This is a genomic window from Natrarchaeobius versutus, from assembly GCF_041205745.1.
Lineage (GTDB): Archaea > Halobacteriota > Halobacteria > Halobacteriales > Natrialbaceae > Natrarchaeobius > Natrarchaeobius versutus.
Map to the genome: position 1 here is coordinate 183,329 of NZ_JBGFCC010000007.1, position 20,029 is coordinate 203,357.

21 protein-coding genes are annotated in these 20,029 nt (G+C 63.3%); 7 read left to right on the forward strand and 14 right to left on the reverse strand.

Translation table 11 applies throughout. The features are described 5' to 3' along the window. Window positions 1-14: 14 nt before the first annotated feature. The 4 genes from rad50 to AB7C87_RS16420 form a co-directional block, all read right to left on the reverse strand. Entirely contained in the window at window positions 15-2,717 is a 2,703-nt protein-coding gene (gene rad50 / locus AB7C87_RS16405) for a DNA double-strand break repair ATPase Rad50 (RefSeq protein ID WP_369730571.1), read from the reverse strand. Beyond that, entirely contained in the window at window positions 2,714-4,201 is a 1,488-nt protein-coding gene (gene mre11 / locus AB7C87_RS16410; RefSeq protein WP_369730572.1) for a DNA double-strand break repair protein Mre11, read from the reverse strand. Before mre11 ends, rad50 begins: the two co-directional genes overlap by 4 nt. Window positions 4,202-4,268: 67 nt before the next feature. Continuing rightward, window positions 4,269-4,442 (reverse strand): hypothetical protein, encoded by a 174-nt coding sequence (locus tag AB7C87_RS16415; protein ID WP_369730573.1) that lies wholly within the window; start codon window positions 4,440-4,442, stop codon window positions 4,269-4,271. A gap of 71 nt (window positions 4,443-4,513) precedes the next feature. Then, a complete protein-coding gene (locus AB7C87_RS16420) occupies window positions 4,514-5,527 on the reverse strand; it encodes a hypothetical protein (protein WP_369730574.1) in 1,014 nt (337 codons plus the stop codon). Window positions 5,528-5,738: 211 nt separating this feature from the next. Between AB7C87_RS16420 and AB7C87_RS16425 the strand changes: the two genes are divergently transcribed. Beyond that, window positions 5,739-6,473 carry an aspartate/glutamate racemase family protein gene (locus tag AB7C87_RS16425; protein ID WP_369730575.1) on the forward strand — a complete coding sequence of 245 codons (735 nt, stop codon included), beginning with the start codon at window positions 5,739-5,741 and terminating at the stop codon, window positions 6,471-6,473. A gap of 8 nt (window positions 6,474-6,481) precedes the next feature. On the opposite strand, the gene AB7C87_RS16430 is transcribed toward AB7C87_RS16425, so the two are convergent. Beyond that, window positions 6,482-6,748, reverse strand: coding sequence for a MarR family transcriptional regulator (locus AB7C87_RS16430; RefSeq protein WP_369730576.1), 267 nt, complete (start codon window positions 6,746-6,748; stop codon window positions 6,482-6,484). 125 nt (window positions 6,749-6,873) lie between these two features. On the opposite strand from AB7C87_RS16430, the gene pan1 reads away from it, so the two are divergent. Beyond that, a complete protein-coding gene (pan1, locus tag AB7C87_RS16435; protein WP_369730577.1) occupies window positions 6,874-8,091 on the forward strand; it encodes a proteasome-activating nucleotidase Pan1 in 1,218 nt (405 codons plus the stop codon). 93 nt (window positions 8,092-8,184) lie between these two features. On the opposite strand, the gene AB7C87_RS16440 is transcribed toward pan1, so the two are convergent. After that, entirely contained in the window at window positions 8,185-8,322 is a 138-nt protein-coding gene (locus AB7C87_RS16440; protein WP_369730578.1) for a hypothetical protein, read from the reverse strand. A 238-nt stretch (window positions 8,323-8,560) separates the two neighbouring features. Between AB7C87_RS16440 and AB7C87_RS16445 the strand changes: the two genes are divergently transcribed. Continuing rightward, window positions 8,561-9,115, forward strand: coding sequence for a GMP synthase subunit A (locus AB7C87_RS16445; RefSeq protein ID WP_369730579.1), 555 nt, complete (start codon window positions 8,561-8,563; stop codon window positions 9,113-9,115). Between the two features lie 78 nt (window positions 9,116-9,193). On the opposite strand, the gene AB7C87_RS16450 is transcribed toward AB7C87_RS16445, so the two are convergent. Both AB7C87_RS16450 and AB7C87_RS16455 read right to left on the reverse strand, forming a co-directional pair. Continuing rightward, window positions 9,194-9,739 carry a hypothetical protein gene (locus AB7C87_RS16450; protein WP_369730580.1) on the reverse strand — a complete coding sequence of 182 codons (546 nt, stop codon included), beginning with the start codon at window positions 9,737-9,739 and terminating at the stop codon, window positions 9,194-9,196. A 143-nt stretch (window positions 9,740-9,882) separates the two neighbouring features. Then, window positions 9,883-10,455 carry a SprT family zinc-dependent metalloprotease gene (locus tag AB7C87_RS16455; RefSeq protein WP_369730581.1) on the reverse strand — a complete coding sequence of 191 codons (573 nt, stop codon included), beginning with the start codon at window positions 10,453-10,455 and terminating at the stop codon, window positions 9,883-9,885. A 60-nt stretch (window positions 10,456-10,515) separates the two neighbouring features. Between AB7C87_RS16455 and AB7C87_RS16460 the strand changes: the two genes are divergently transcribed. Next, window positions 10,516-11,499 (forward strand): phosphorylase family protein, encoded by a 984-nt coding sequence (locus AB7C87_RS16460; protein WP_369730582.1) that lies wholly within the window; start codon window positions 10,516-10,518, stop codon window positions 11,497-11,499. A gap of 116 nt (window positions 11,500-11,615) precedes the next feature. Here AB7C87_RS16460 and AB7C87_RS16465 read toward each other — a convergent pair whose 3' ends face one another. Genes AB7C87_RS16465 through trpC form a run of 4 tightly spaced genes read right to left on the reverse strand, consistent with a single transcriptional unit; the run spans window position 11,616 to window position 15,510 of the window. Then, the gene (locus tag AB7C87_RS16465; RefSeq protein ID WP_369730583.1) at window positions 11,616-12,413 is read right to left on the reverse strand and encodes a 2-amino-3,7-dideoxy-D-threo-hept-6-ulosonate synthase; all 798 of its coding nucleotides are present in this window, start codon (window positions 12,411-12,413) and stop codon (window positions 11,616-11,618) included. Between the two features lie 24 nt (window positions 12,414-12,437). Next, a complete protein-coding gene (gene trpA, locus AB7C87_RS16470) occupies window positions 12,438-13,400 on the reverse strand; it encodes a tryptophan synthase subunit alpha (protein ID WP_369730584.1) in 963 nt (320 codons plus the stop codon). Beyond that, complete coding sequence (trpB, locus tag AB7C87_RS16475) at window positions 13,397-14,704, reverse strand: tryptophan synthase subunit beta (RefSeq protein ID WP_369730585.1); 1,308 nt, start codon at window positions 14,702-14,704, stop codon at window positions 13,397-13,399. The genes trpA and trpB overlap by 4 nt, the downstream gene beginning before the upstream one ends. Continuing rightward, the gene (gene trpC / locus AB7C87_RS16480) at window positions 14,701-15,510 is read right to left on the reverse strand and encodes an indole-3-glycerol phosphate synthase (protein WP_369730586.1); all 810 of its coding nucleotides are present in this window, start codon (window positions 15,508-15,510) and stop codon (window positions 14,701-14,703) included. Before trpC ends, trpB begins: the two co-directional genes overlap by 4 nt. Window positions 15,511-15,602: 92 nt before the next feature. On the opposite strand from trpC, the gene AB7C87_RS16485 reads away from it, so the two are divergent. Further along, window positions 15,603-16,073 carry an MGMT family protein gene (locus AB7C87_RS16485; RefSeq protein ID WP_369730587.1) on the forward strand — a complete coding sequence of 157 codons (471 nt, stop codon included), beginning with the start codon at window positions 15,603-15,605 and terminating at the stop codon, window positions 16,071-16,073. 145 nt (window positions 16,074-16,218) lie between these two features. Here AB7C87_RS16485 and AB7C87_RS16490 read toward each other — a convergent pair whose 3' ends face one another. Together AB7C87_RS16490 and AB7C87_RS16495 are read right to left on the reverse strand one after the other, a co-directional pair. Then, the gene (locus AB7C87_RS16490) at window positions 16,219-17,127 is read right to left on the reverse strand and encodes a phosphatase PAP2 family protein (protein WP_369730588.1); all 909 of its coding nucleotides are present in this window, start codon (window positions 17,125-17,127) and stop codon (window positions 16,219-16,221) included. Continuing rightward, a complete protein-coding gene (locus AB7C87_RS16495; protein WP_369730589.1) occupies window positions 17,127-18,911 on the reverse strand; it encodes an ABC transporter substrate-binding protein in 1,785 nt (594 codons plus the stop codon). Before AB7C87_RS16495 ends, AB7C87_RS16490 begins: the two co-directional genes overlap by 1 nt. Before the next feature lie 328 nt (window positions 18,912-19,239). On the opposite strand from AB7C87_RS16495, the gene AB7C87_RS16500 reads away from it, so the two are divergent. Both AB7C87_RS16500 and AB7C87_RS16505 read left to right on the forward strand, forming a co-directional pair. Continuing rightward, window positions 19,240-19,518: a ribonuclease P protein component 4 gene (locus AB7C87_RS16500; protein WP_369730590.1), complete on the forward strand. Its 279-nt coding sequence runs from the start codon at window positions 19,240-19,242 to the stop codon at window positions 19,516-19,518. A gap of 139 nt (window positions 19,519-19,657) precedes the next feature. Continuing rightward, window positions 19,658-19,906 carry a YhbY family RNA-binding protein gene (locus tag AB7C87_RS16505; RefSeq protein ID WP_369730591.1) on the forward strand — a complete coding sequence of 83 codons (249 nt, stop codon included), beginning with the start codon at window positions 19,658-19,660 and terminating at the stop codon, window positions 19,904-19,906. Window positions 19,907-20,029 lie beyond the last annotated feature (123 nt).

Sequence of the window (20,029 nt, forward strand, 5' to 3'; positions counted from 1 at the left end):
TTCACTTTCTCGGATTATTCCGGCGCGAGTAACGCCGCTTCCGGCGTCTCGCCACGCTCGAGTCGGGAGCGATTCGACGTGGCGTCTTTCTCGACGCGAACCAGCGAGTCGGCCGCGCCGACGAGTTCCTCGTCGTGACTGACGACGACGATCTGTTCGACCCCGAGCGTTCGCATCGATTCGACGAGCGCGATGAGTTGGGTAACGTGGCCCGAGTCGAGAAAGACGGTTGGCTCGTCGAGGATCAGCGGCGGCATCGGCGCGGCACCGTCGACCCCCTCGGCGAGCAGTCGATAGATCGCACACCGGAGACTCAGGTTGAACAGCGCCCGTTCGCCGCCCGATAGCTGTTCCGGATCGAGGCTCTCGCCGTCTTTCTGGTACACCGTTAGCCGGTAGTCGCCGTCGAGATCGATCGAGGCGTACGAGTCGTTCTGGTACACCAGTTCGAACGTCTCGTTGAGCAAGCGCTCGAGCGTCTCGACGTTTCGCTGGCGGAGTTCCGCCCGCAGATCGCCGTAGGTCGCCTGCAACGTCTCCGCTTCCTCGTAGAGCGACTCGAGTCGCCCGGCCCGGCGCTCGAGACGTTCGAGGCGATCGCGAAGTCGTTCGAGTTCCTCGAGTTCGTTCTCGACCGCCCCGATCGCGCTCTGAAGCTCGTCGCGTCGATTCCGTAACTCCGAGAGCTTCTCGTCTACCTTCTCGAGATACTGCTCGGCACTCTGCTTGTCCTCGCGGGCCGTCTCCACGCGACCCTCGTCGAACTCCGACTCGAGGTCACGTTTTCGGTCGCGCTTGCTCGAGAGCGTCTCGCGGCGTTCGTCGTTCAACGTTTGCCAGTCCTGGCGACGTTCCCGAAGGTTCTCGATCTCGGTTTCGAGATCGGCGCGCTCGTCGGCGATTTCCGAGATTCGACTGAGCGTCTCGAGGGACTCTTTGATCTCGCCGCGCTCGCCGTTGATCTCGCCGAGTTCGGCCCGTTTTTCCGCGACCTCCTCTTCGAGGGCGTCGGCCTCCTCGCGTTTCGCTTCGGCGTCGTCCTCGTAGTCGGCGACGTCGTCGAGCAGTTGCTCGCGCTGGTCGCGTCGATCCGCGAGCGTCCCGCGCTTCTCGGCGAGCAGCTGTTCGACGTTGTCCCGGTTCTCCTCGAGGCGGTCGATCCGGTTCTCGGCTTCGCGCAGTGTCTCGGCGCGGTCGATCCGCTCGTCGAGATCGTCGCGCTCGGCCTCGAGTTCCTCGAGACGCTCCTCGAGTGTCTCGCGTTCCTCACGCTTGTCGTCGAGCACGTCGACGTGGGGCGAGTCCTCGACTGGCTGGCCGCACTCGGGACACTTCCCCTCCTCGAGCAGTCGTTCACCCTCTTCGATGGCGTTCTCGACGGTCCGAATCTCGGCGGTGACGTCGCCGATCTCGTCGGCCAACTCCTCGCGCTCGCCCTCGAGTTCCTCGAGGTGGTCTGGGGCCTCGCCGAACTCGATCGGAGCGTCCACAAACTCCTGGCGGACGGCGTCGATCTCCTCTTCGAGTTCGTCGAGTTTTACCTCGCGGTCGTCGATCGCTTCCTCGTCGGCTTCGAGTTTCGCGGCGAATTCGGCGGCCTCCTCGTGGGCGTTCTCGACTCGTTCGTCGAGCGTCTCCGCTTCCTCGCGGAGGCGGTCGCGTTTTTCGGTGTTCGTCTGGATCGCGACCTTGACCTCCTCGAGAGCGTCCCGAAGCTCCTCGCCCCGGTTCTCGAGTTCGCCGATGCGGGCGTCGACCGTCTCGTCGCCGACGCCTTCGGGACCGCCTTGGGCTGTGAGATCGAGATCGGCGTCCGCGAGGAGGTCGGTACGTTCGTCCGCGAGCGCTTCGCGTTCGGCCTCGAGTTCTCGAATCCGGTCTCTCGCCTCCTCGCGCTCTCGCTCGGTCTCGGAAACCTTCGAGCTGAGATCGTCGATCTCCGCCTCGAGTTGGGCGATCTCCTCTTGGGTTTCAGTGTGGCGCTCGAGGACGTCCTCGGCGGTCTCGAGCGTAGATTGGGCCTGTTCTCGTTGGGTTTCGAAGCGGTCGATCTCCTCGACGACCTCGGCACGGTTGGATTCGAGGCCGTTCAAGCGTTCGTGGAGGTCCTTCTTTTCTTTCCGTTCGACCTGCCCGCGAAGGTCCTCTAAGACTTCCCGCTGGCCGTCCAGCACGGTCTTGACGCCGAGTCGGGCGTCACTCGCCCGCTCGCGGTACTCCTCGAGCGCGCCGAGTTGGAGGAGTTCGTCGATCATGTCCTGGCGCTCACTCGGCGAGGCGTGAATGAGTTTGTTGACCTCGCCCTGGCGGACGTACGCGCAGTTGACGAACGCGTCTGCGTCCATCCGCAGGAGCTCCGTCACCCGCCGGCGAACGTCTCTGGCACCCTCGATCGGTCCCGCGGGCGTCTCGAGGACGCACTTCGTGGTCGTCGCCCGATCGCCCCGAAGCGAGAGGCGGCGTTCGACGTGGAACTCCCGACCGTCGTGGGTGAACCACACCTCGATTTCGGCGTCGTCCTCGCCGATCGTGATGACGTCGTCGAGCGTTCGATCGTCGAGGGCCTTCGAGCCGTACAGCGCGAAGAAGACCGCCTCGAGCAACGTCGACTTGCCGCTTCCGTTGACGCCGTGGACGACGGTGACGCCGTCCTCGAGTCGGAGGTCGGCCTCGCCGTAGCACTTGAAATTCTCCAGGCGGACCCGGTCGACTCTCACGCGAAATCACCCAGGGATGCGTCGGCCGGTTCGTCGACTGGCTTCGTCTCCTCGGAGTTCTCGGTCGGCGCCGTGTCGTCTGGATCGGCCGCCGGGTCGTCTGGGTCGGCCGCCGGGTCGTCTGGGTCGGCTGTGTCGGCGTCCTCGGTCCTCTCTAGATCGTGTGTTTCGGCGGTGGCAGTCGACTCGGCAGTATCGTTCCCCGACGAGGCATCGGCGTCCGTCTCAGCGCCGCCGTCCGCCTCGTCGGTGGTGGCCTCCCGGTCGGCATCGTCGCTCGTCTGAGCGGTGGTCACATCCTCGTCCTCAGCCTCCGAGAGGTGGTCGGCGACCGTCGTCACCGTCTCCGGATCGCGGTCGGGTGCGGGTTCGAACGCGGCGTCGTCGTCCTCGAGCAGGTCCCGGACCCGCCGTTCGACCGTCTCGCGGACGTTCGAGTCGGGCAGTTCGTCCTCGCGGACGGTCCGATCGATCTCGAGTGCGGCGTCGCTCAGTCCGAGGTCGCGGACCCGCTCGCGGACGGCGTCGTCCGGGTCGGCGAAGCTGACCGAGACCTCCTCGTCCTCGTCGGGGAGGTCCCGGCGGTCGTTGACGCGCGCGACGAGCGCCCCGCGGTCGCTCGCCAGTTCTTCGATCGCCGCGGGTGCGATCGGGTGGCCTTCGCCCTCGATCGTGACGACGACGACCGCGTCCGCGAGGTCGTGCTGGCGGACGCGCTCTTGGACGCGGTCGACACCCTCTCCCTCCTCGAGTTCAACGTCGACGAAGACGAACTCGCGGGTCGAGGTGAGTCCGCGGCGGCTGATCGCGACCGTCTCCTCGTATTCGACGATGTTGTACCCCCGATCCTCGCGCTCGCTGGCGCTCGCGCGCTCGGTCGATCCGCAGTAGGTGACCCAGGTGTCGAGCACCTCCGCGGTGTCGGGTGCGTGGTTGTCCCCGAGCAAGACGGCGTCGAAGTCGACGGTCGATTCCGAGAGCAGTCGTTCGGTATCCCAGTCGGCGTGTGCGAACGGCTCGAAGAGGCCGTGGCTCACGAGCGTCGCGTGATCAGCGTCCTCGGGGACGGGCGCGAACTCGTAGGAGAGGTCGTCCCGGCGCGACCGCGGGACGAAGTCGAGCCCGTAGAAGGCGGCGTCGCCGACCATCGTCGGCTCGGCGCCGAGTCTGGTCGCGAGCCCGAGGTCGGCAAAGAGGTCGAGCCACTGGGCGTCGCGTTTCCCTTCGTGATTGCCGACGACGGCCAGAAACGGAACGTCTGCGTCGGCGAGCGTCCGAAGCACGTCGACGGTTCCCTGGAGGTCGATCAGCCCCGGCCGGCGGTCGTGAAAGAGGTCGCCCGCGTGAACCACGGCGTCGACGTCGTCTTCGACCGCGTCCTCGACGACGGCCCGGAAGGCCTCGAGGAAGTCCCGTCGTCGCTCGGGTGCGTTGTACTGTTGGTACCCGATGTGGGTGTCGCCCGTATGTATCACCCGTGTCATCTATCCCGTCATTGGAGGGTCGCCCCTATAGGGATTCCGCGACCGGAGCGAAAGTGGAGCGCAATCATCACGACCTCGGCGATTCGTCGTGATCGTCCCACCGAAAATACACGAGATAGAAGCCGACAGCGAGACTGACGACGATGCTCGCGACCTGTACGGGAAACAGCCGTGGATCCGGCGGCGTCACGGCGGCGACGACCATTCCGAACGGCGCGAACACCAGCGTTGAGACGGCCATCCACTTCAGAAAGAGCTTTGCAGACATATGTGATCTATTTGAATCTGTGCTAATTCTGCTTACACATAGTGCTATCTAACTTCGCAATTTAAGCCATTTATTTCCAGGCCGTCTTTTCCATGATCCCATCCTGCATTACACACCGTCCAAGAAGTGCCAGCAGAGAATGCCGCCGTATCTATTCGAAATCCTAAGCGGTATTCTGATCCACTACCTGCTGTTGTAAGCAGTTCCTCATCCCCAGATCGGGTTTGATTATCTGAATAACCAACACCTGCTGCATTAGGCTCTAATTCAACCAGATTTTTCGATACTGCCACTTCATCATTTGATAAATCATACAGTACTGCACTAATGATTACCCCTCCAGAACCTGCGGCGATGGCAAAACCGGAATACGATGACCAATCAAATGTAACCTCAATAATATCATCGCCTGATGCATCTAGCTCAATATCTGACCAAAGATCAACACCAGCCCTAGTCCAACCAGCAGCAACTGTTTCAGTCCAAGCATCGCCTGATGGGTCTGACGTCCGTTTCCTTGATCCTGCTTTTGATCCTGGTGCTCCAGCACCACCTTGCCACGTATTTCCTTCGTCAAGTGATCCAAAGTTCTCTGAATCTCCGACGTATGTTGGATCAGAATCGTAGCCACCGAAATCAGGACTAGTCCATGGAGTTGACCAATGAAGACTGATTTCACCACCATCGTTCGATTTACTGACACTAGTCCGTGTGAAATCTTCTTGGAATTGTTCCCGGTTATCGACTATTGTTTTAACGGTTTTACCACTATACGTGATATAATATTCTTCATTGGATATTATTTCATAATGCAGTTCTTTGACTGTCTTATCTTCAAATTCAACAGAGACAAGATATTCTGAATTATTTTCCTTAGATATTGTTATATCCTGAACATTTCCATGTTTTTCCATCCATGATGATTTAAGATCCCTGATAAACTGTTCGCCGGACTGATTTTCAGTACCGCTTGATACAGATGCGCTACTAGATCCAACGAGTAGTGTTGATCCGCCAATACCTCCGGCAAGTGCCTGGATCAGATTTCTTCGACCCATATCTTCTGGTAATGGGTGGTGGTTTTTATATTTGTCTAACCATTACTTATAAAATATAGTCTATATAATATTTAATAATTATTACCAATGGTGTCTTAACTTGATGTGAGGAACTCGTCCCTGTCTGTTTTGCCTACTTCGAAAATAAGGTAATCGGTCGACGGACGGTATCGAACCGACCTTTATTACGAATCGTATTCAACGGGTATCAATGAGCGACGAGCAGGGCTCCGTAACGGAGCCGCGGACGGTCGGCGTCCTGGGCGGGATGAGCAGTCAGTCGACGATCGAGTACTACCGTCTACTCGACGAGGGGGTAAACGACGCACTGGGCGGTCACAACGCCGCGAACGTCCTCATCAGGAGCGTCAACTTCGCGGAGATCGTTCGGTGCATCCGCGACGAGCGTTGGGATGATGCGGGCGAACGCCTCGCGGCGGCGGCGCGGGAACTCGAGGCGGGTGGCGCCGCGTTCGTCGTCCTCGCGACGAACACGATGCACAGGGTTGCACCCCACATCGTTCGGGAGCTTTCGATCCCGTTCGTCCACATCGTCGACGTCACGGCGGACGCGATCCACGATGCTGGCGTCGGGACGGTCGGCGTCCTCGGAACGCAGGCGACGATGGAGGGAGCGTTCTACCGTGACCGGTTCGCTGACCACGGTATCGACGTCGTCGTTCCGGAGCGGAGATCCAGGGAGGACGTGGACGAGATCATCTTCGAGGAACTCACGCACGGGCACATCCGAGCGCAATCTCGCCAACGGTATCTCGAGGTGATCGACGATCTCGTCGGGGCGGGCGCGGAGGGAATCGTCCTGGGATGTACGGAGATCACCGAACTGCTCGAGCAAGCGGATCGACCAGGGATGCCGTTTTTCGATACGACGCGATTGCACGTCGAACGCGCCGTCGAGCGGAGCCTCGAAACCGACAACCGGTAGACGAGCGGTTACTCAATATCGAGCGTGTAGAGGCGCTTTCGCGCGTCGGAGAAGGAAAATCGGGAGTCGATTACGTTCTCCTCGTCGAGACGGTTCAGTGCGTATCGAACCGTCCGCGAGGGGAGGAGGGTCTCGTCGGCGATCTGCTGTTGGGTCATCGTCTCGTTGTATTCTAAGACCTTCGCGACGAGTTTGGCGCTGGGCGGGAGATCGCGGACGTCTTCCCACGTCCCGCGTTGTTCTGATTCCTGTCGAAACGTCTCTGAAGCACTCATCGTATACCCCATTCCGAATACGAGGTGATAATATTTTCTGTTTCGTTTAATGCTCGAGAGTTATCATTCACGACGAATCGTTTCTACCCGAAGCCTCTTATGAACCAACACCCAAAGCTTGGGTGATGACCGACACTGTGGACGACGTCGACCTCCCATACGACGAGGACGAGGCGTCCCAACAGGAGAAGATCCAGGCGCTCGAGGAACGGCTGGAGATCCTCGAGGCGCAAAACGAGGAGATGCGAGACAAACTCCTCGACGCGAACGCCGAGAACAACAAGTACCAGCAGAAACTCGAGCGACTCACACACGAGAACAAGAAACTGAAACAGTCCCCGCTGTTCGTCGCCACGATCCAGGAGATCACGGACGAAGGCGTCATCATCAAACAACACGGGAACAATCAGGAGGCGCTGACCGAAGTCACCGACGAGATGCGCGACGAACTCGAGCCCGACGCACGCGTCGCGGTCAACAACTCGCTCTCTATCGTCAAATCCCTCTCGAACGAGACCGACGTGCGCGCACGGGTGATGGAAGTCACCGAGAGTCCGGACGTCAGCTACGAGGACATCGGCGGCCTCGAAGACCAGATGCAAGAGGTCCGCGAAACCGTCGAGATGCCACTGGAGAACCCCGACATGTTCGACGACGTCGGGATCGATCCGCCGAGTGGTGTCCTCCTCTATGGTCCGCCGGGGACGGGCAAGACGATGCTCGCGAAGGCCGTCGCGAACCAGACCGACGCCACCTTCATCAAGATGGCCGGCTCCGAACTCGTCCACAAGTTCATTGGCGAGGGGGCGAAGCTGGTTCGTGACCTGTTCAAGGTCGCCCGCGAACACGAACCCGCGGTGATCTTCATCGACGAAATCGACGCCATCGCCGCCAAGCGAACGGAGTCGAAGACCTCCGGCGACGCCGAGGTCCAGCGGACGATGATGCAACTGTTAAGCGAGATGGACGGTTTCGAGGAACGCGGCGAGATCCGCATTATCGCGGCTACGAACCGCTTCGACATGCTCGACCGCGCGATCTTGCGCCCCGGTCGATTCGATCGTCTCATCGAAGTGCCTAAACCGAACCAGGAAGGCCGCGAGATCATCTTCGAGATTCACACCCGCGGCATGAACGTCGCCGGCGACGTCGAGTTCGGCGAACTCGCGACCGAAGCGGAGGAGGCCTCCGGCGCCGACATCAAGGCGATCTGTACCGAAGCCGGGATGTTCGCCATCCGTGACGATCGGACCGAAATCCGGATGGACGACTTCCGCGACGCCTGGGAGAAGATCCAGGCCGACTCGGACGCATCCGACGAAGTCTCCAAGACGTTCGCATAAGAGTTCTCGTTTTCCGCTTCGAATCACGCGTTTTCGCGCTCGTTCGCACTCGAGTCGCGTTTTCACTGCCTTCGTATCAAGCAATATCCGTACTCAAAGCGCCGCGAACGCGAGCCACGGGAGGACGAACAGCGCGAGCGTCAGTACGGCGAGAATCAGGAGGTAGCCGACACCCGTTCCAGCGGCCGCGATCCACGACGGGTGATCGAATGCGTTGCGATCGATTGCCATACGAATCGGTGTGCACTCGAGAGAATAAACGTACCGGTGCCAGACATCGAGGGGGTGATCGATTCCCGGGATCGACGGTGGAACGGCCGAACCGTCACGACCGACTGCTCGAGTCGATCGATCACGCCAGTCCGTGTCACACCTCTTCGAATCGGTCAACCACTCGAGTGGTCCGCGAGCCGCGAGTTCGGATCGGTTTTCGGACCGTTTTTACCGGCTGACTGGCTAGGACCCGCCAATGACGAAGATCGTCGTGGTCGACAACCACGGACAGTTTACGCACCTGGAGCGTCGGGCGCTTCGCGATCTCGGCGTCGAGACGGCGTTGATCGACAACGAGACGCCACCTGCGGAGGTCGATGCCGACGGCGTCGTCCTCTCCGGTGGGCCCGACATGGATCGCATCGGCAGGTCGACGGAGTACCTCGAAGGGGACGTCCCCGTGTTGGGAATCTGTCTCGGAATGCAACTGATCGCCGAGGAACTCGGCGGCCGCGTCGGCGGCGGCGAGTACGGCGGGTACGCCGACGTCACCGTCGACGTCGTCGACGAGGACGACCCGCTTACGGGCTCGCTCCACCCCGAGACGCGCGTCTGGGCGAGTCACGCCGACGAGGTGAAAGCGCTTCCCGACGGGTTCGAGTTGACCGCGAAAAGCGACGTCTGCGACGTCGAAGCCATGAGCGACACCGACCGCGACCTCTACGGCGTCCAGTGGCACCCCGAAGTCGCCCACACCGAGGAGGGCGATGAGATCTTCCGGAACTTCCTCGAGATCTGCGAGTCGAACTGAGCGTCTGCGAACCTGTTTCCCTTTTCTGAACCCGATACGAACCCGATACGAACCCGATACGAACTCGTTACGAACTCGTTACCGTTCTCGGGCTGCCAGGAGATCCGTATGAACGACGGCCCGATACTGGCTATCGGTCGCCGCCTCGAGGCGCTCGAGCAACGCCGTCACGTGCGAAACCGACTCTGGAAGCTCGAAGGCGTCATCGAAGTCCTGGTCGCGGCGCCGACAGAGGCCGACGAACGAGACGAGCGCCGGACGCGTTCCGGGAAGCACGTAGACGACCCCGAGGTCCGCATCGTCCTCGAACTGGTCGAGCCAGTGGTCGATCACCGGTTCGGCCACGCGACGCGGCCGCCGTCGTTCGTCTGCGAGCTCCTCCGCGTCGATGTCGTGGTCCTCGAGTACCGAATCGAGGGCCGCCTGTACCTCGTCGACGTTCTCCTCGAACGACGGCGCGTCGGCTTCGGCCGCGAGCAACGCGTCGAAGGCCTCGAGTTCCTCGCGCCTGACGGCGACGGGGTAGACGAACTCGTGAGTCTCCTTCGGGAGCGTGTACGACTTCCCCTCGACTCCCTGCTCGCCGGGGCCCGAGTTCCCAAGCATCAGGTCGAGTATTCCCATGCCTACAACAGGCTCGCTGAGCCGAATAAGTGTTCCGCGGACGGCTCGAACGTCGAGAGGTGGTACCCGTCGGTCGTCAGTAGACGAGAGCCGGTGGCCCTCCGAGGTGGACTCGTGGTTATCGAGTCCGAGTCGCTCGTCGGCTACCACTCCTCGCCGAGTGCCGACTTCGCGCCCCCGTAGCCGCTCGAGGTCGTCCACGTCCGGCCGCTGTCGGCGTGTTCGACCTCGTACGATCCGCCGCAAGCGCCACACCGGTACCGATCGGGAGCGGTCACCGGCTTCGAGGCGCGGTGGCGCGTCGCCGTCCACTCGCAGTCGGCCTCGAGACACCGGAGGACGTACCGCGGTTCGGCGAACGATCGGCAGTGACGCGGCGCCTCGAGCGCCGCGGCCTTCTCGTGAAATCGCGGACCGTGACCCGACTCGCCGAAGCGCTGAAACTCCCAGGCGTGAACGAGTTCGTGTCTGACGACCGCCGCGAACTCCGTCCAGTCGTAGCGCTCGTAGGCGCGGCGCGTGAGGACGATCGTCGCCACCTCCCGTCGTGCGTTCCACCGACAGGCGCCGGCACGGCGTTTCGCACGCGCCGAGACCTCCCACTCGAGGGCCGACAGATCGATCTCGAGATCCTGCTCGTCGACGACCTCGCGGGCATGAATGCGCGCCCGAGCCAGGATTTCGTCGTCGATCGTGAGCGCGTCGCCGTCGGTCACGGGCCGACCGAGGGAGCGCCGTTCCGAAATCCTTTCCGTTTTCCCGACGAGGAGGCGTTCATGAGCGACGATCGGATCGCCTGCGGTGGCTCGACCGATGCCGACGTCGACTCCCACGGGAGCCGACCGAAACCACGATCACTCGAGGCCGACGAGACGGTGCGACCGACGGCGCTCGTCCTCCCCGCGGTCGCCGAGGACCCTCTCGACGAACGCGAGCCCTGGCTCGAGTCCCACGATCTCGAGGCCGCCTACGAGATCGCGGGGATCAGGACGCCCCTGTATCTCACTGCCGATGGGGTCGCGATCACGACGACCGGGATCGGCAAGACCGCCGCGGCCACGACCACGACCGCGTTGCTCTCGAACCCGGCCGTCGACCTCGAGTCGGCGTACGTCGTCTCCTGTGGAATCGCCGGCGCATCACCGGGGACGGCCGCACTCGGCTCCGTCGCGATCGCCGACGCCGTCGTCGACTGGGATCGAAAACACCGCTGGGATCGGGGAGAGGCGTCGGGAGACGACGCGTCCCGCTCGATCGACCTCCTCGCCTATCGACCGCGTGATTACGTCTCCCACCTCGACGACCGAGTCGTCGAGACGGGCCTCCGCGGCGCCCGATCAGTTCCGCTGATCGAGAACGACGAAGCGCTTACGTACCAGCAACGATACCCCGACGCGCCCGAGACCGGACCGATCGTCGGCGTGGGGACGACCGTCACGGGCGACGAGTTCTGGCACGGCGAACGCTACGCACGGGAGGTCGACCACCTCTGTGAGCGCTACGGCGTCGCCCCCTACGTCACGACGCAGATGGAAGACGCCGCGACGGCGACTGCCCTCGAGCGGTTCGGCCTGCTCGAGCGCTACCTGAGCGTGCGTGCGATCGCGAACTACGACCGCCCGTCGCCCGAGGAGTCGGTCGAGGAGAGCTTCGACGGGAACGAAGCGAGTCTGGCGCTCGCGATCGAAAACGCCGCCCGCGCCGGTGGCGGTGTCGTAGATGCCCTCGTCTCGAGCGATCCGCTCGGAGTCGGTCCCTGATACGGTTTACTGTACGCCATTTCCGGCGCACCCGAGTCCCGTGGGGCGGGTACGCCGGTACATCGGTACAGCAATCCGTATGACGTCTTTCGGCGACGAAACTCTGCCCTCGAGCGCTACGCCTCGAGTGCCAGTCCCGCTCGTTCGAGGGCCTCGTCGGCGGAGAGATCGTCGTGGATCACGCCGGCGACCGCGCGCGTGATCGCCTCGGGGTTTTCGTGCTGGAAGATCGACCGACCCATCGAGACGCCGGCGCCGCCGGCGTCCATCACGCCGCGGACCATCTCGACCGTCTCGCGGTCGGTACCTTTCGAGCCGCCGGCGATGACGACGGGAAGTCTGGTTGACTGGACGACGTGTTGGAAACTGTCGGCGTCGCCGCTGTAGCCGGTCTTGACGACGTCGGCACCGAGTTCCTCGGCGAGTCGGACCGCGTGGCCGAGCGATTCGGGGTCCGTGGAGTCGACGCCGGGACCGCGGGCGTAGGCCATCGCGAGTACCGGCAGACCGAATCGGCTGGCGTCGTCGGTTATCTCCGCGAGCTGGCTGATCTGGTTGGGTTCGTGATCAGAGCCGACGTTGATGTGGAAGGAGACGGCATCGGCGCCGGCGCGAATCGCTTCCTCGACGGTGCCGGTCAGGCGCTTGTCGTTTTCGTCCGGGCCGATCGTCGTCGAGGCGTTCAGGTGAACGATGTAGCCCTTCCCGTTTTTGTTCTCGTGGACGCGCGGGGCAATTCCCTTCTGGGTGAGCACGGCATCCGCCCCGCCGCGCGTGATCGCGTCGATCGTCGATTCGATTCTCTTGAGTCCCTGGACCGCGCCCATCGTGATGCCGTGGTCCATCGGGACGATAACGTACGATCCGTCTGTGCCGATTCGGTCGAGTCGTGCCTGGGTACCTGTCGTAGTCATTGCGGGTGTGTAACAAGCTTGCAGTTATGGCTGTTCTGGTTCCGGTACGTCTTCCGCGAGGTCGTCCCCGTCCGCGCCGCGGACCGCGCCCGCCTTGAGTTCGCGGGCTTTCGCCTCGAGGGCGGCGGCCGCCGGCGTGTCGCCGTCGGAACCGCCTTCGGCGACGATATCGACCAGTGCACTGCCGACGATAACGCCGTCGGCGCCGGCTTCGACGATCTCGGCAGCGTGATCGCCTTCGCTGACGCCGAAGCCGACCGCCTTCGGGACACCGTTGGACTCCACTCGAGGAGCTTCGGAATGCGGATCCGAGACGTCGTACTCGGCCAAACGCGCGAGGCTGTCGTGGGTCGCACCGGAGACGTCCGTGCGAGCGCCGGTGGTTCCGAGTCGGGCCTGGACGTACGCAAAGCCCGACACCTGGGACATAATTCGCTCGAGGCGTTCGCCCTCGGTCGTCGGCGCGACGATGAAGACGAGATCGAGGCCGTACTCGTCACAGGCGTCCCGAAGCGGGTCCGCCTCCTCGGCGGGGAGGTCCGGGACGATGATCCCCGACAGGTCCGCGTCCGCCGCGCGCTCGACGAACGGTCCGACGCTCGGTCCGGGCCGCGGAGAAGATCCGTCGGTTTCCGGCGTACCTGCCGTATCTGCCGTCTCGTACTGGAGAATCATGTTGTAGTACGTCATCACCAGAAGCGGCGCGTCGGTCTCGAGGCCGTCGACCAGTTCGAAAAAGCCCTCGGGCGTGGTTCCGGCCTCGAGCGCGCGGTTGATCGAGGCCTGGATCGTCGGCCCCTCCGCGATCGGCTCCGAGAACGGAAGGCCGAGTTCGATCAGGTCCGCGCCGCCGCGGTCGAGCGCCTCCACGTACTCCGCGGTCGCCTCGAGGGAGGGGTCGCCCGCACAGACGTAGGTGATGAGCGCGGGATGGTTGTCGCGGATGGCGGCTTCGACGTCGCTTTCGGTCGGGAGATCGTCGGTCATCGATCGAACACCTCCACGTCCGGTGCCGCCTCGAGATCGCGTTTCTCGGTCTCCTCGAGCACCGTCTCGAGGTCCTTGTCACCGCGCCCGGAGAGGTTGACGACGACGACGTCGCCCAGTTCCTCGTGGGCGTTTTCTACGTAGCCGAGTGCGTGACTCGACTCGAGTGCGGGGATGATTCCCTCGAGCCTGGAGAGTCGGTGGAACCCCTCGAGTGCGTCCTCGTCGCCGACGCTTCTCGGCGTCACGCGCCCGGTCTCGACGAGGTGTGAGAGTTCGGGGCCGACGCCAGCGTAGTCCAGTCCTGCGCTAACGCTGTGTGACTCCATGATCTGGCCGTCTCCGCTCTGAAGGAGCTTCGTCATCGCGCCGTGGAGGACGCCGTCGGTGCCCGTCGAGAGCGTCGCGGAGTTGGGCGCGAGTCCGTTCTCCTCGTCGATCTCGAGGCTCGAGCCGCCGGCCTCGACGGCGACGAGGTCGACGTGCTCCCCGCTCGAGTCGTCCACGGACCGTGGGTCCGCGCTGTCCGGCACGAACGCGTGGAACGCGCCCATCGTGTTCGAACCGCCGCCGGCGCAGGCGACGACGCTGTCGGGCAGTCGCCCCGCCTGCTCGCGGATCTGTTCGCGGGTCTCTTGTCCGATGACGGCCTGGAAATCCCGGACCATCTTGGGGAACGGGTGGGGACCGACGACGCTCCCGATGACGTAGTGGGTCGTCTCGACGGTGGTCGCCCAGTCGCGCATCGTCTCGTTGATCGCCTCCTTCAGCGTTCCGCTCCCGGCGTCGACCGGGTTTACCTCGGCGCCGTTCATCCGCATCCGGTAGACGTTCGGGCGCTGTCGGTTGACGTCGGTCCGGCCCATGTAGATCTCACAGGGCATCTCGAGGTGTGCGGCGGCCATCGCGGTCGCCGTCCCGTGCTGTCCGGCGCCGGTTTCGGCGATGATCCGCTCTTTGCCCATGTACTTCGCGAGTAACACCTGGCCGAGGGCGTTGTTGAGTTTGTGTGCGCCGCCGTGGACGAGATCCTCGCGTTTGAGGTAGATCTCTCGGCCGTAGCGTTCGCTCAGTCGATCCGCGCGCTGGAGCGGCGTCGGCCGACCGCCGAACTCCCGCATTCGCTCGCGAAACTCGTCCATGAAGCCGTCCTCGTTCTCGAGGACGTATCGCTCGTAGGCGTCCTCGAGTTCGAGGATTGCTGGCATCAGCGCCTCGGGGACGTATCGTCCGCCGTACTCGCCGAACGTGGCTGTGCTATCGCGTCTGTCGTCTTCGTCGTGGTCTCGGTCGCTCGTGCTCATGTCTGGGTGGCTGTCTCACTCGCGTCGTCCTCGGCTCGAGTCAGTCGTCGCGTGTTCTCGCGGATGTCGGTTTCGCCCGCGCCGTGGTCCATGATCGCGCTCCCGACGAGCAAGGCGTCGGCACCCGCCGCCCGCATCCGGCGAACGTCGGCCGGCGTCGAGACGCCGCTTTCGGCGATCAGCGTGACCTCGTCGGGTGCGCGGGGTGCGACCGACTCGAACGTCCCGAGGTCGACCTCGAGACGCCCCAAGTCGCGGTTGTTCACGCCGACGATTTCGGCGCCCGCCGCGAGCGCCGTCTCGAGTTCGTCGGCGTCGTGAACCTCGACGAGCGCCTGGAACCCGCGCTCCCGAGCGGCCGCGACGAGTCCCTCGAGATCGTCGACGAACCGCGCGATCAACAGGAAGAGGTCGGCCGCGACGACATCCATACCTGCCTCCGAGAGGACGAAATCCTTCCGGAGAACGGGAACGTCGACGGCGTCGCGGATGTGGGTCAGGGCCTCGGGCGAACCGCCGAAGTGCGTCGGCTCGGTCAGTACCGAAATCGCCGCCGCCCCGCCGTCGACCATCGCCTCGGCCAGTTCGACCGGATCGTCGGTCCGCGTCCCGTCGGCGGTCGGACTGGTCGGCTTTACCTCCGCGATCACCGGAACCCGACCGTCGGCCTCCGCCTGCGCGATCGCGTCCGAGAACGATCGTGCGTCGACGGAAATCCTGTCGCGATCACGGGCGTCGTCGGCCCGCTCCCGGGCGGCCTCGAGAATCGACTCCACCGCGGGGGCGAGCGCCGTGTCGGAGTTCATTGTTGTACATCGACGTACGCATATGTACAAAAGACTTGCGCCATCGATCTCGACCGGCGAATATTCAAGTCCCATCCGGCTAGGTACTATCTATGGACGACGCCGACGCCGGAATCTACACGCGGGAGTCGTCGTACTTAGACCGGTACGTGCAGGTCGGTGCGGCGAGCGGGCGAGTCATCAGCGTCTCGTTTCCCGAGGTGCCGGACGAGGAGGCCACCGACGACGACCACCCGGTTCTCGAGCACATCTTCGAGTACCTCGACGGACTCGAGCCGATCTCGTTCGAGAACGTACAGGTCGGGCTCACGGTCCCGACCGACCAGCGCGCTGTCTTAGAACAGGTACAGGGGATACCGTACGGCGATCAAGTCACCGTCGAGAGCCTCGTCCGGATGACGCCGGATCTCGACCCCGACGACGAGAACGACGTTATTCTCGCGAGGACGGCGCTGGCCGAGAATCCGGCGCCACTTTTGATCCCCGACCACCGCATTCGCGACGGTCCGAGTGCCGCACCGCCACAGGTCGAACAGAAGTTCCGATCGCTCGAGGAGCTGTAGTCGTCGCCTCGTCGACGCTGTAGTCGCCGCCCCACCGAAGCTGTGAACTGACGCGCCGAGTCTGATCGGTGCCCAGAGTCGATTTCGGTTGCGAGCGCCGCGACACCGGGGGTCACTCCGGTCGTACCTGCGACACTTCTCGGAATCATTCCCGGTTGCGAGCGCCGTGACTCCCGGAGCGTTCGTTCGTTCGGTCCTCTGTTGGCCCGGGTCGCTCTTCGGCGTCGGAGACGATCGGGACGCGTCCGTTCAGTCGCTCCGAAAGCGACCACCGACCGACGAACTGGCCTGCGAGCGCGACGCTCGCGTAAGCCAGCGCGATGCCGGCGAGGACGTCGATCAGCCAGTGTATTCCGAGATACATCGTCGAGACGGCGACGGAGACGGCGAGGACCGCCGCGACGACGAACCACTTCGGGTAAACCGTTCGCGTTCGGTAGGCCAGAAACGCGACGGTCGCCGCGAGCGAGGTGTGCAACGACGGGAAGACGTTCGTGTTCCGGTTGACCTGCCGGGTCAGATGTTGGTACTGCGGATACGTATCGTACAGAAGCGCCTCGACGAGTTCGGGCATCAGATTTCGCGGCCCGTAGGCGATCACGAAGACGTAAAGCACCAGTCCGAGGGTGTAGTTCAACGTGTAAGCAGTCAACAACTCGCGAAGCGGCCTCGTATTCGAGAGCGCGAAGTACGCCACCACCGGGAAGACGAGCAAGAAGACGTAGCCGTAGATGTAGACGAACGAAAAGTACGCCGTCAGCGTCGGCGTCGCCTGGGACTGGAGCCAGATGATGAACTGCCCCTCAAGGTCGTAGATCGGCCACGTCAGGTTCCAGCCGATCATCCACGACAGCTCCGGGACGAGGTGTCTCGCGACGCTGTTTCCGAGCAAGACGACCGCGAGGACGATGGTGATCGGGGTGGCCGCCCGAATTCGGCTCCGCCACTCCTTGCGCGTATCGCGAAGGCGATACCGTCCGACGAAGACCGCGATAGAGACGAGCGTCAACAGGGCGACGACCGCGACCAGTTGCATGAGCACGCGCACCAACATCAGCGTCTCACCCGGAGGTGCTCGCCGTCGTGTTGAAACCCTGCCTCCTCGAATGCGGCCGCCGCGGCCGAGACGTCGACTTCGCCGTCGGTCCCCAGAAACGGCGTTTCGGGATCTTCGCCGTTCCACGCGAGCGATTCGGGAATCCACTCCGCCCTGACCGGGGCGGCGGTCGGTCGCGCGTATCCGTCGAAGACGTCCTCGACCAGCCACGCTTTGTCGATCAACCCCGCGACGACTCGTCGAAACCGCGGGTTACTGAACGGCGCTTTGCGCGCGTTGAACCCGAGGTGGTAGAAACGCCGCGACGGCGACTCGAGTACGCCGACGTCATCGGGAGTCGACTCGAGCACGCCGTCGACGACGTAGCTCTCGAGCGGCCGGTTCGTGACGTCCGCGTCGTTTGCGTTGACCACCTCGATGGCGGACGTGCTCCGCGGATCGATCGCGATCCGGAGACGTTCGATGGTCGGCTCGGGCAGGGAGACGTCTTCCCGGCGCGTAAAGTGGTCGGCGAAGCGCTCGAGCGTGACGTGTTCGCGTTCGACGACGTCGACGAACGCGAACGGGCCGCTTCCGATCGCCGGGACGTTCCCCGTCACGAGCGCCTCAGTCGTTCCCTCCGCAACTTGTACCCCGCTCGCGGTCGCCGGAGTTGCCCGGGGCCGCCAGACGTGTTCCGGGAGGATCGGAACGGTCAGCGCGGGTTCGGCCGCGGGTTCGCCAACCCCGAACGAGAACTCGAGGCGGTGGTCGTCGATCACGCGGATGCCGTCGACCGCCGCGACGCGTCCGCGAAACAGCGGGGCGGGAGCCGGAACGTTCGCCTCGCCCAGGGTCGTATCCTCGAGGAACCGATAGGTGAACGCCACGTCTTCGACGGTGAGCGCTTCGCCGTCGTGAAACGTCACGTCCTCACGCAGGTCGACGGTCATCGCGCCGTCTTCCCACGTCCAGTCGTCGGCCAGCCAGCCCGCGATTCCGTCCTCGTTCGGCAGCGCGACGGCGAGGGAATCGTAGAGAAGCTCGGTGATCGTTTCGGCGTCCCGGTACTCCACCGATAGCGGGTTGAGGTTCTCCGACAACCGGGCGTCGGTGTGGACGAGTCGGAGGGTTTCGATATCGTCGTCCGTCGGCTCGAGGCCGAGGTACGCAAGCGCCGTCGGCGCGAGGTCGTCGTCCCAGCCGTCGAATCGATCCGTCCGCGCGAGTCGATACTCCTGTGGGACACAGATCGGGACGAACGGCTGTTCGGCGGCGAACGCCTCGAGTGTCGTCGCCACAGCCGTTTCGCGGTCTTCTTCGTCAGCGGATCGCTGTACCTCGAGAATCTCGTCGAACGCGAGGTTCGCGAACCCGAACGGGTTCTGCCAGCCGGCTTCGTCGACGTACCGCGAGTGGAGGCTCTCGTAGAGATAGTCCGGATCGCCGCCGGGGTGGTTGGCGACGTAGACGTCGAAATCGTGGTTGATCAGGACCGTTCGCAGAAACTCCTCTTGGGCTTTCATCTCGATCGAGACGTCCATTCCGGCGGTCTCGAACGATTCGCGGAGGGTTCGAGCGAGCTGGATACTCTCTCTGTCGCTGTCGGCCGGGACGGTGGTGATCGAAAGCGAGAGTTGGTCGATACCGTCGCGGTTGACCGTGCTCCGAAACTGACGGATACAGCCGCTGGTCGCGACGGTCGCACCCGCCGTCGCCGCGAGCATCGCTCGACGGCCGAAAGCGGTATCCGACCCGTTGGGGGCAGAATCCGAACCGCTATACTGTGGAGTTCCGGTCATCCGGTGTCGGTGGATGTTGGCCAGTAGCTGTATAACAGTATTTCGCCGGCGAAGAGGCGACGTCCGCTGGAGGGTGGCCGATCATTGCTCGTATACAACTGACCTGCGTATAACAGTATTTCCGTATCACGCACGCTGTGACGTTCCGTACATCCCGACACCACGTGGGCGATCCTCGTTGAGATTCGGAGGCGGCGTCGTACGGATTGTTGTCGTTCGTTACCGATGATCGCTCGGACGGGGTCGGCAATCGTCGGTGCAATCCGCAAACAATCCGTATCAGATGTGCGAACGTAACACCAATACGTCGACCGACGAAAGGGATTGCATGGACGTCGCGGCCGAACGTATCGACCGACTCCACGACCTCGCTCGAGCGGCGGCCACGGACGGAGACGACGACCGAGCACGGTACTACGTTCGGCTCGCACGCCGCGTAGCCGAACGAAATCGGCTCGAGCTTCCTCGAACGTTTCGCCGGTTTAGCTGTGACTCGTGTGATGCGTACCTGCGGCCGGGAACGAACGCTCGCGTCAGACTTCGAAACGGCCACGTCGTCGTTACCTGTGACTGTGGTGCCCACGCGCGGTACCCGTACAATGACTGACGGAATTCTGTCAGGAATGGGTCGTTCCAACGACGACGATAGTTCCGACGGGACAGCGACCTGTTTTGCGGTCGTGCTGGTCGACCTCGCAATACCGATTCGAGAAGATTCAAATCACTCCATACCCTCAACCGGGGGTATGGACCGAGAAGAACGCAAACGACGCGCACACGATCTCGACGTGACCGTCTGGGTGGGGAAAAGCGGAATCGAATCGGTCGTCGACGAACTCGACGATCAGCTCTCGAATCGGGATCTCGTGAAGGTAAAACTCCTTCGAGCCGCCAGAGCCGGCGACTCCACCGACGAAAAAGCGGACGATCTGGCCGATCGGGTCGGCGCCGAGCTGGTCGAAACGAGAGGGCACACGGCAGTATTCTACCGGTGACGAGCGGCTTCGTTTCGCTCCCGTAGAGCGATTTCCCGAAACGTGGGGTGATTTCTCCGACCGCGCCAGATCACTCGTCGTCTCCGATACGGCCGCCTTTCCCAGCGAATCGTTAACACCCCA

Excerpts from the sequence above, each read along its gene's own strand:
- mre11 (WP_369730572.1), bottom strand. The coding sequence starts at position 4,201 with ATGACACGGGTGATACATACGGGCGACACCCACATCGGGTACCAACAG.
- AB7C87_RS16415 (WP_369730573.1), bottom strand. The coding sequence starts at position 4,442 with ATGGCCGTCTCAACGCTGGTGTTCGCGCCGTTCGGAATGGTCGTCGCC.
- AB7C87_RS16420 (WP_369730574.1), bottom strand. The coding sequence starts at position 5,527 with ATGGGTCGAAGAAATCTGATCCAGGCACTTGCCGGAGGTATTGGCGGA.
- AB7C87_RS16425 (WP_369730575.1), top strand. The coding sequence starts at position 5,739 with ATGAGCGACGAGCAGGGCTCCGTAACGGAGCCGCGGACGGTCGGCGTC.
- AB7C87_RS16430 (WP_369730576.1), bottom strand. The coding sequence starts at position 6,748 with ATGAGTGCTTCAGAGACGTTTCGACAGGAATCAGAACAACGCGGGACG.
- pan1 (WP_369730577.1), top strand. The coding sequence starts at position 6,874 with ATGACCGACACTGTGGACGACGTCGACCTCCCATACGACGAGGACGAG.
- AB7C87_RS16440 (WP_369730578.1), bottom strand. The coding sequence starts at position 8,322 with ATGGCAATCGATCGCAACGCATTCGATCACCCGTCGTGGATCGCGGCC.
- AB7C87_RS16445 (WP_369730579.1), top strand. The coding sequence starts at position 8,561 with ATGACGAAGATCGTCGTGGTCGACAACCACGGACAGTTTACGCACCTG.
- AB7C87_RS16450 (WP_369730580.1), bottom strand. The coding sequence starts at position 9,739 with ATGGGAATACTCGACCTGATGCTTGGGAACTCGGGCCCCGGCGAGCAG.
- AB7C87_RS16460 (WP_369730582.1), top strand. The coding sequence starts at position 10,516 with ATGAGCGACGATCGGATCGCCTGCGGTGGCTCGACCGATGCCGACGTC.
- AB7C87_RS16465 (WP_369730583.1), bottom strand. The coding sequence starts at position 12,413 with ATGACTACGACAGGTACCCAGGCACGACTCGACCGAATCGGCACAGAC.
- trpA (WP_369730584.1), bottom strand. The coding sequence starts at position 13,400 with ATGACCGACGATCTCCCGACCGAAAGCGACGTCGAAGCCGCCATCCGC.
- trpB (WP_369730585.1), bottom strand. The coding sequence starts at position 14,704 with ATGAGCACGAGCGACCGAGACCACGACGAAGACGACAGACGCGATAGC.
- trpC (WP_369730586.1), bottom strand. The coding sequence starts at position 15,510 with ATGAACTCCGACACGGCGCTCGCCCCCGCGGTGGAGTCGATTCTCGAG.
- AB7C87_RS16485 (WP_369730587.1), top strand. The coding sequence starts at position 15,603 with ATGGACGACGCCGACGCCGGAATCTACACGCGGGAGTCGTCGTACTTA.
- AB7C87_RS16490 (WP_369730588.1), bottom strand. The coding sequence starts at position 17,127 with ATGTTGGTGCGCGTGCTCATGCAACTGGTCGCGGTCGTCGCCCTGTTG.
- AB7C87_RS16495 (WP_369730589.1), bottom strand. The coding sequence starts at position 18,911 with ATGACCGGAACTCCACAGTATAGCGGTTCGGATTCTGCCCCCAACGGG.
- AB7C87_RS16500 (WP_369730590.1), top strand. The coding sequence starts at position 19,240 with ATGGACGTCGCGGCCGAACGTATCGACCGACTCCACGACCTCGCTCGA.
- AB7C87_RS16505 (WP_369730591.1), top strand. The coding sequence starts at position 19,658 with ATGGACCGAGAAGAACGCAAACGACGCGCACACGATCTCGACGTGACC.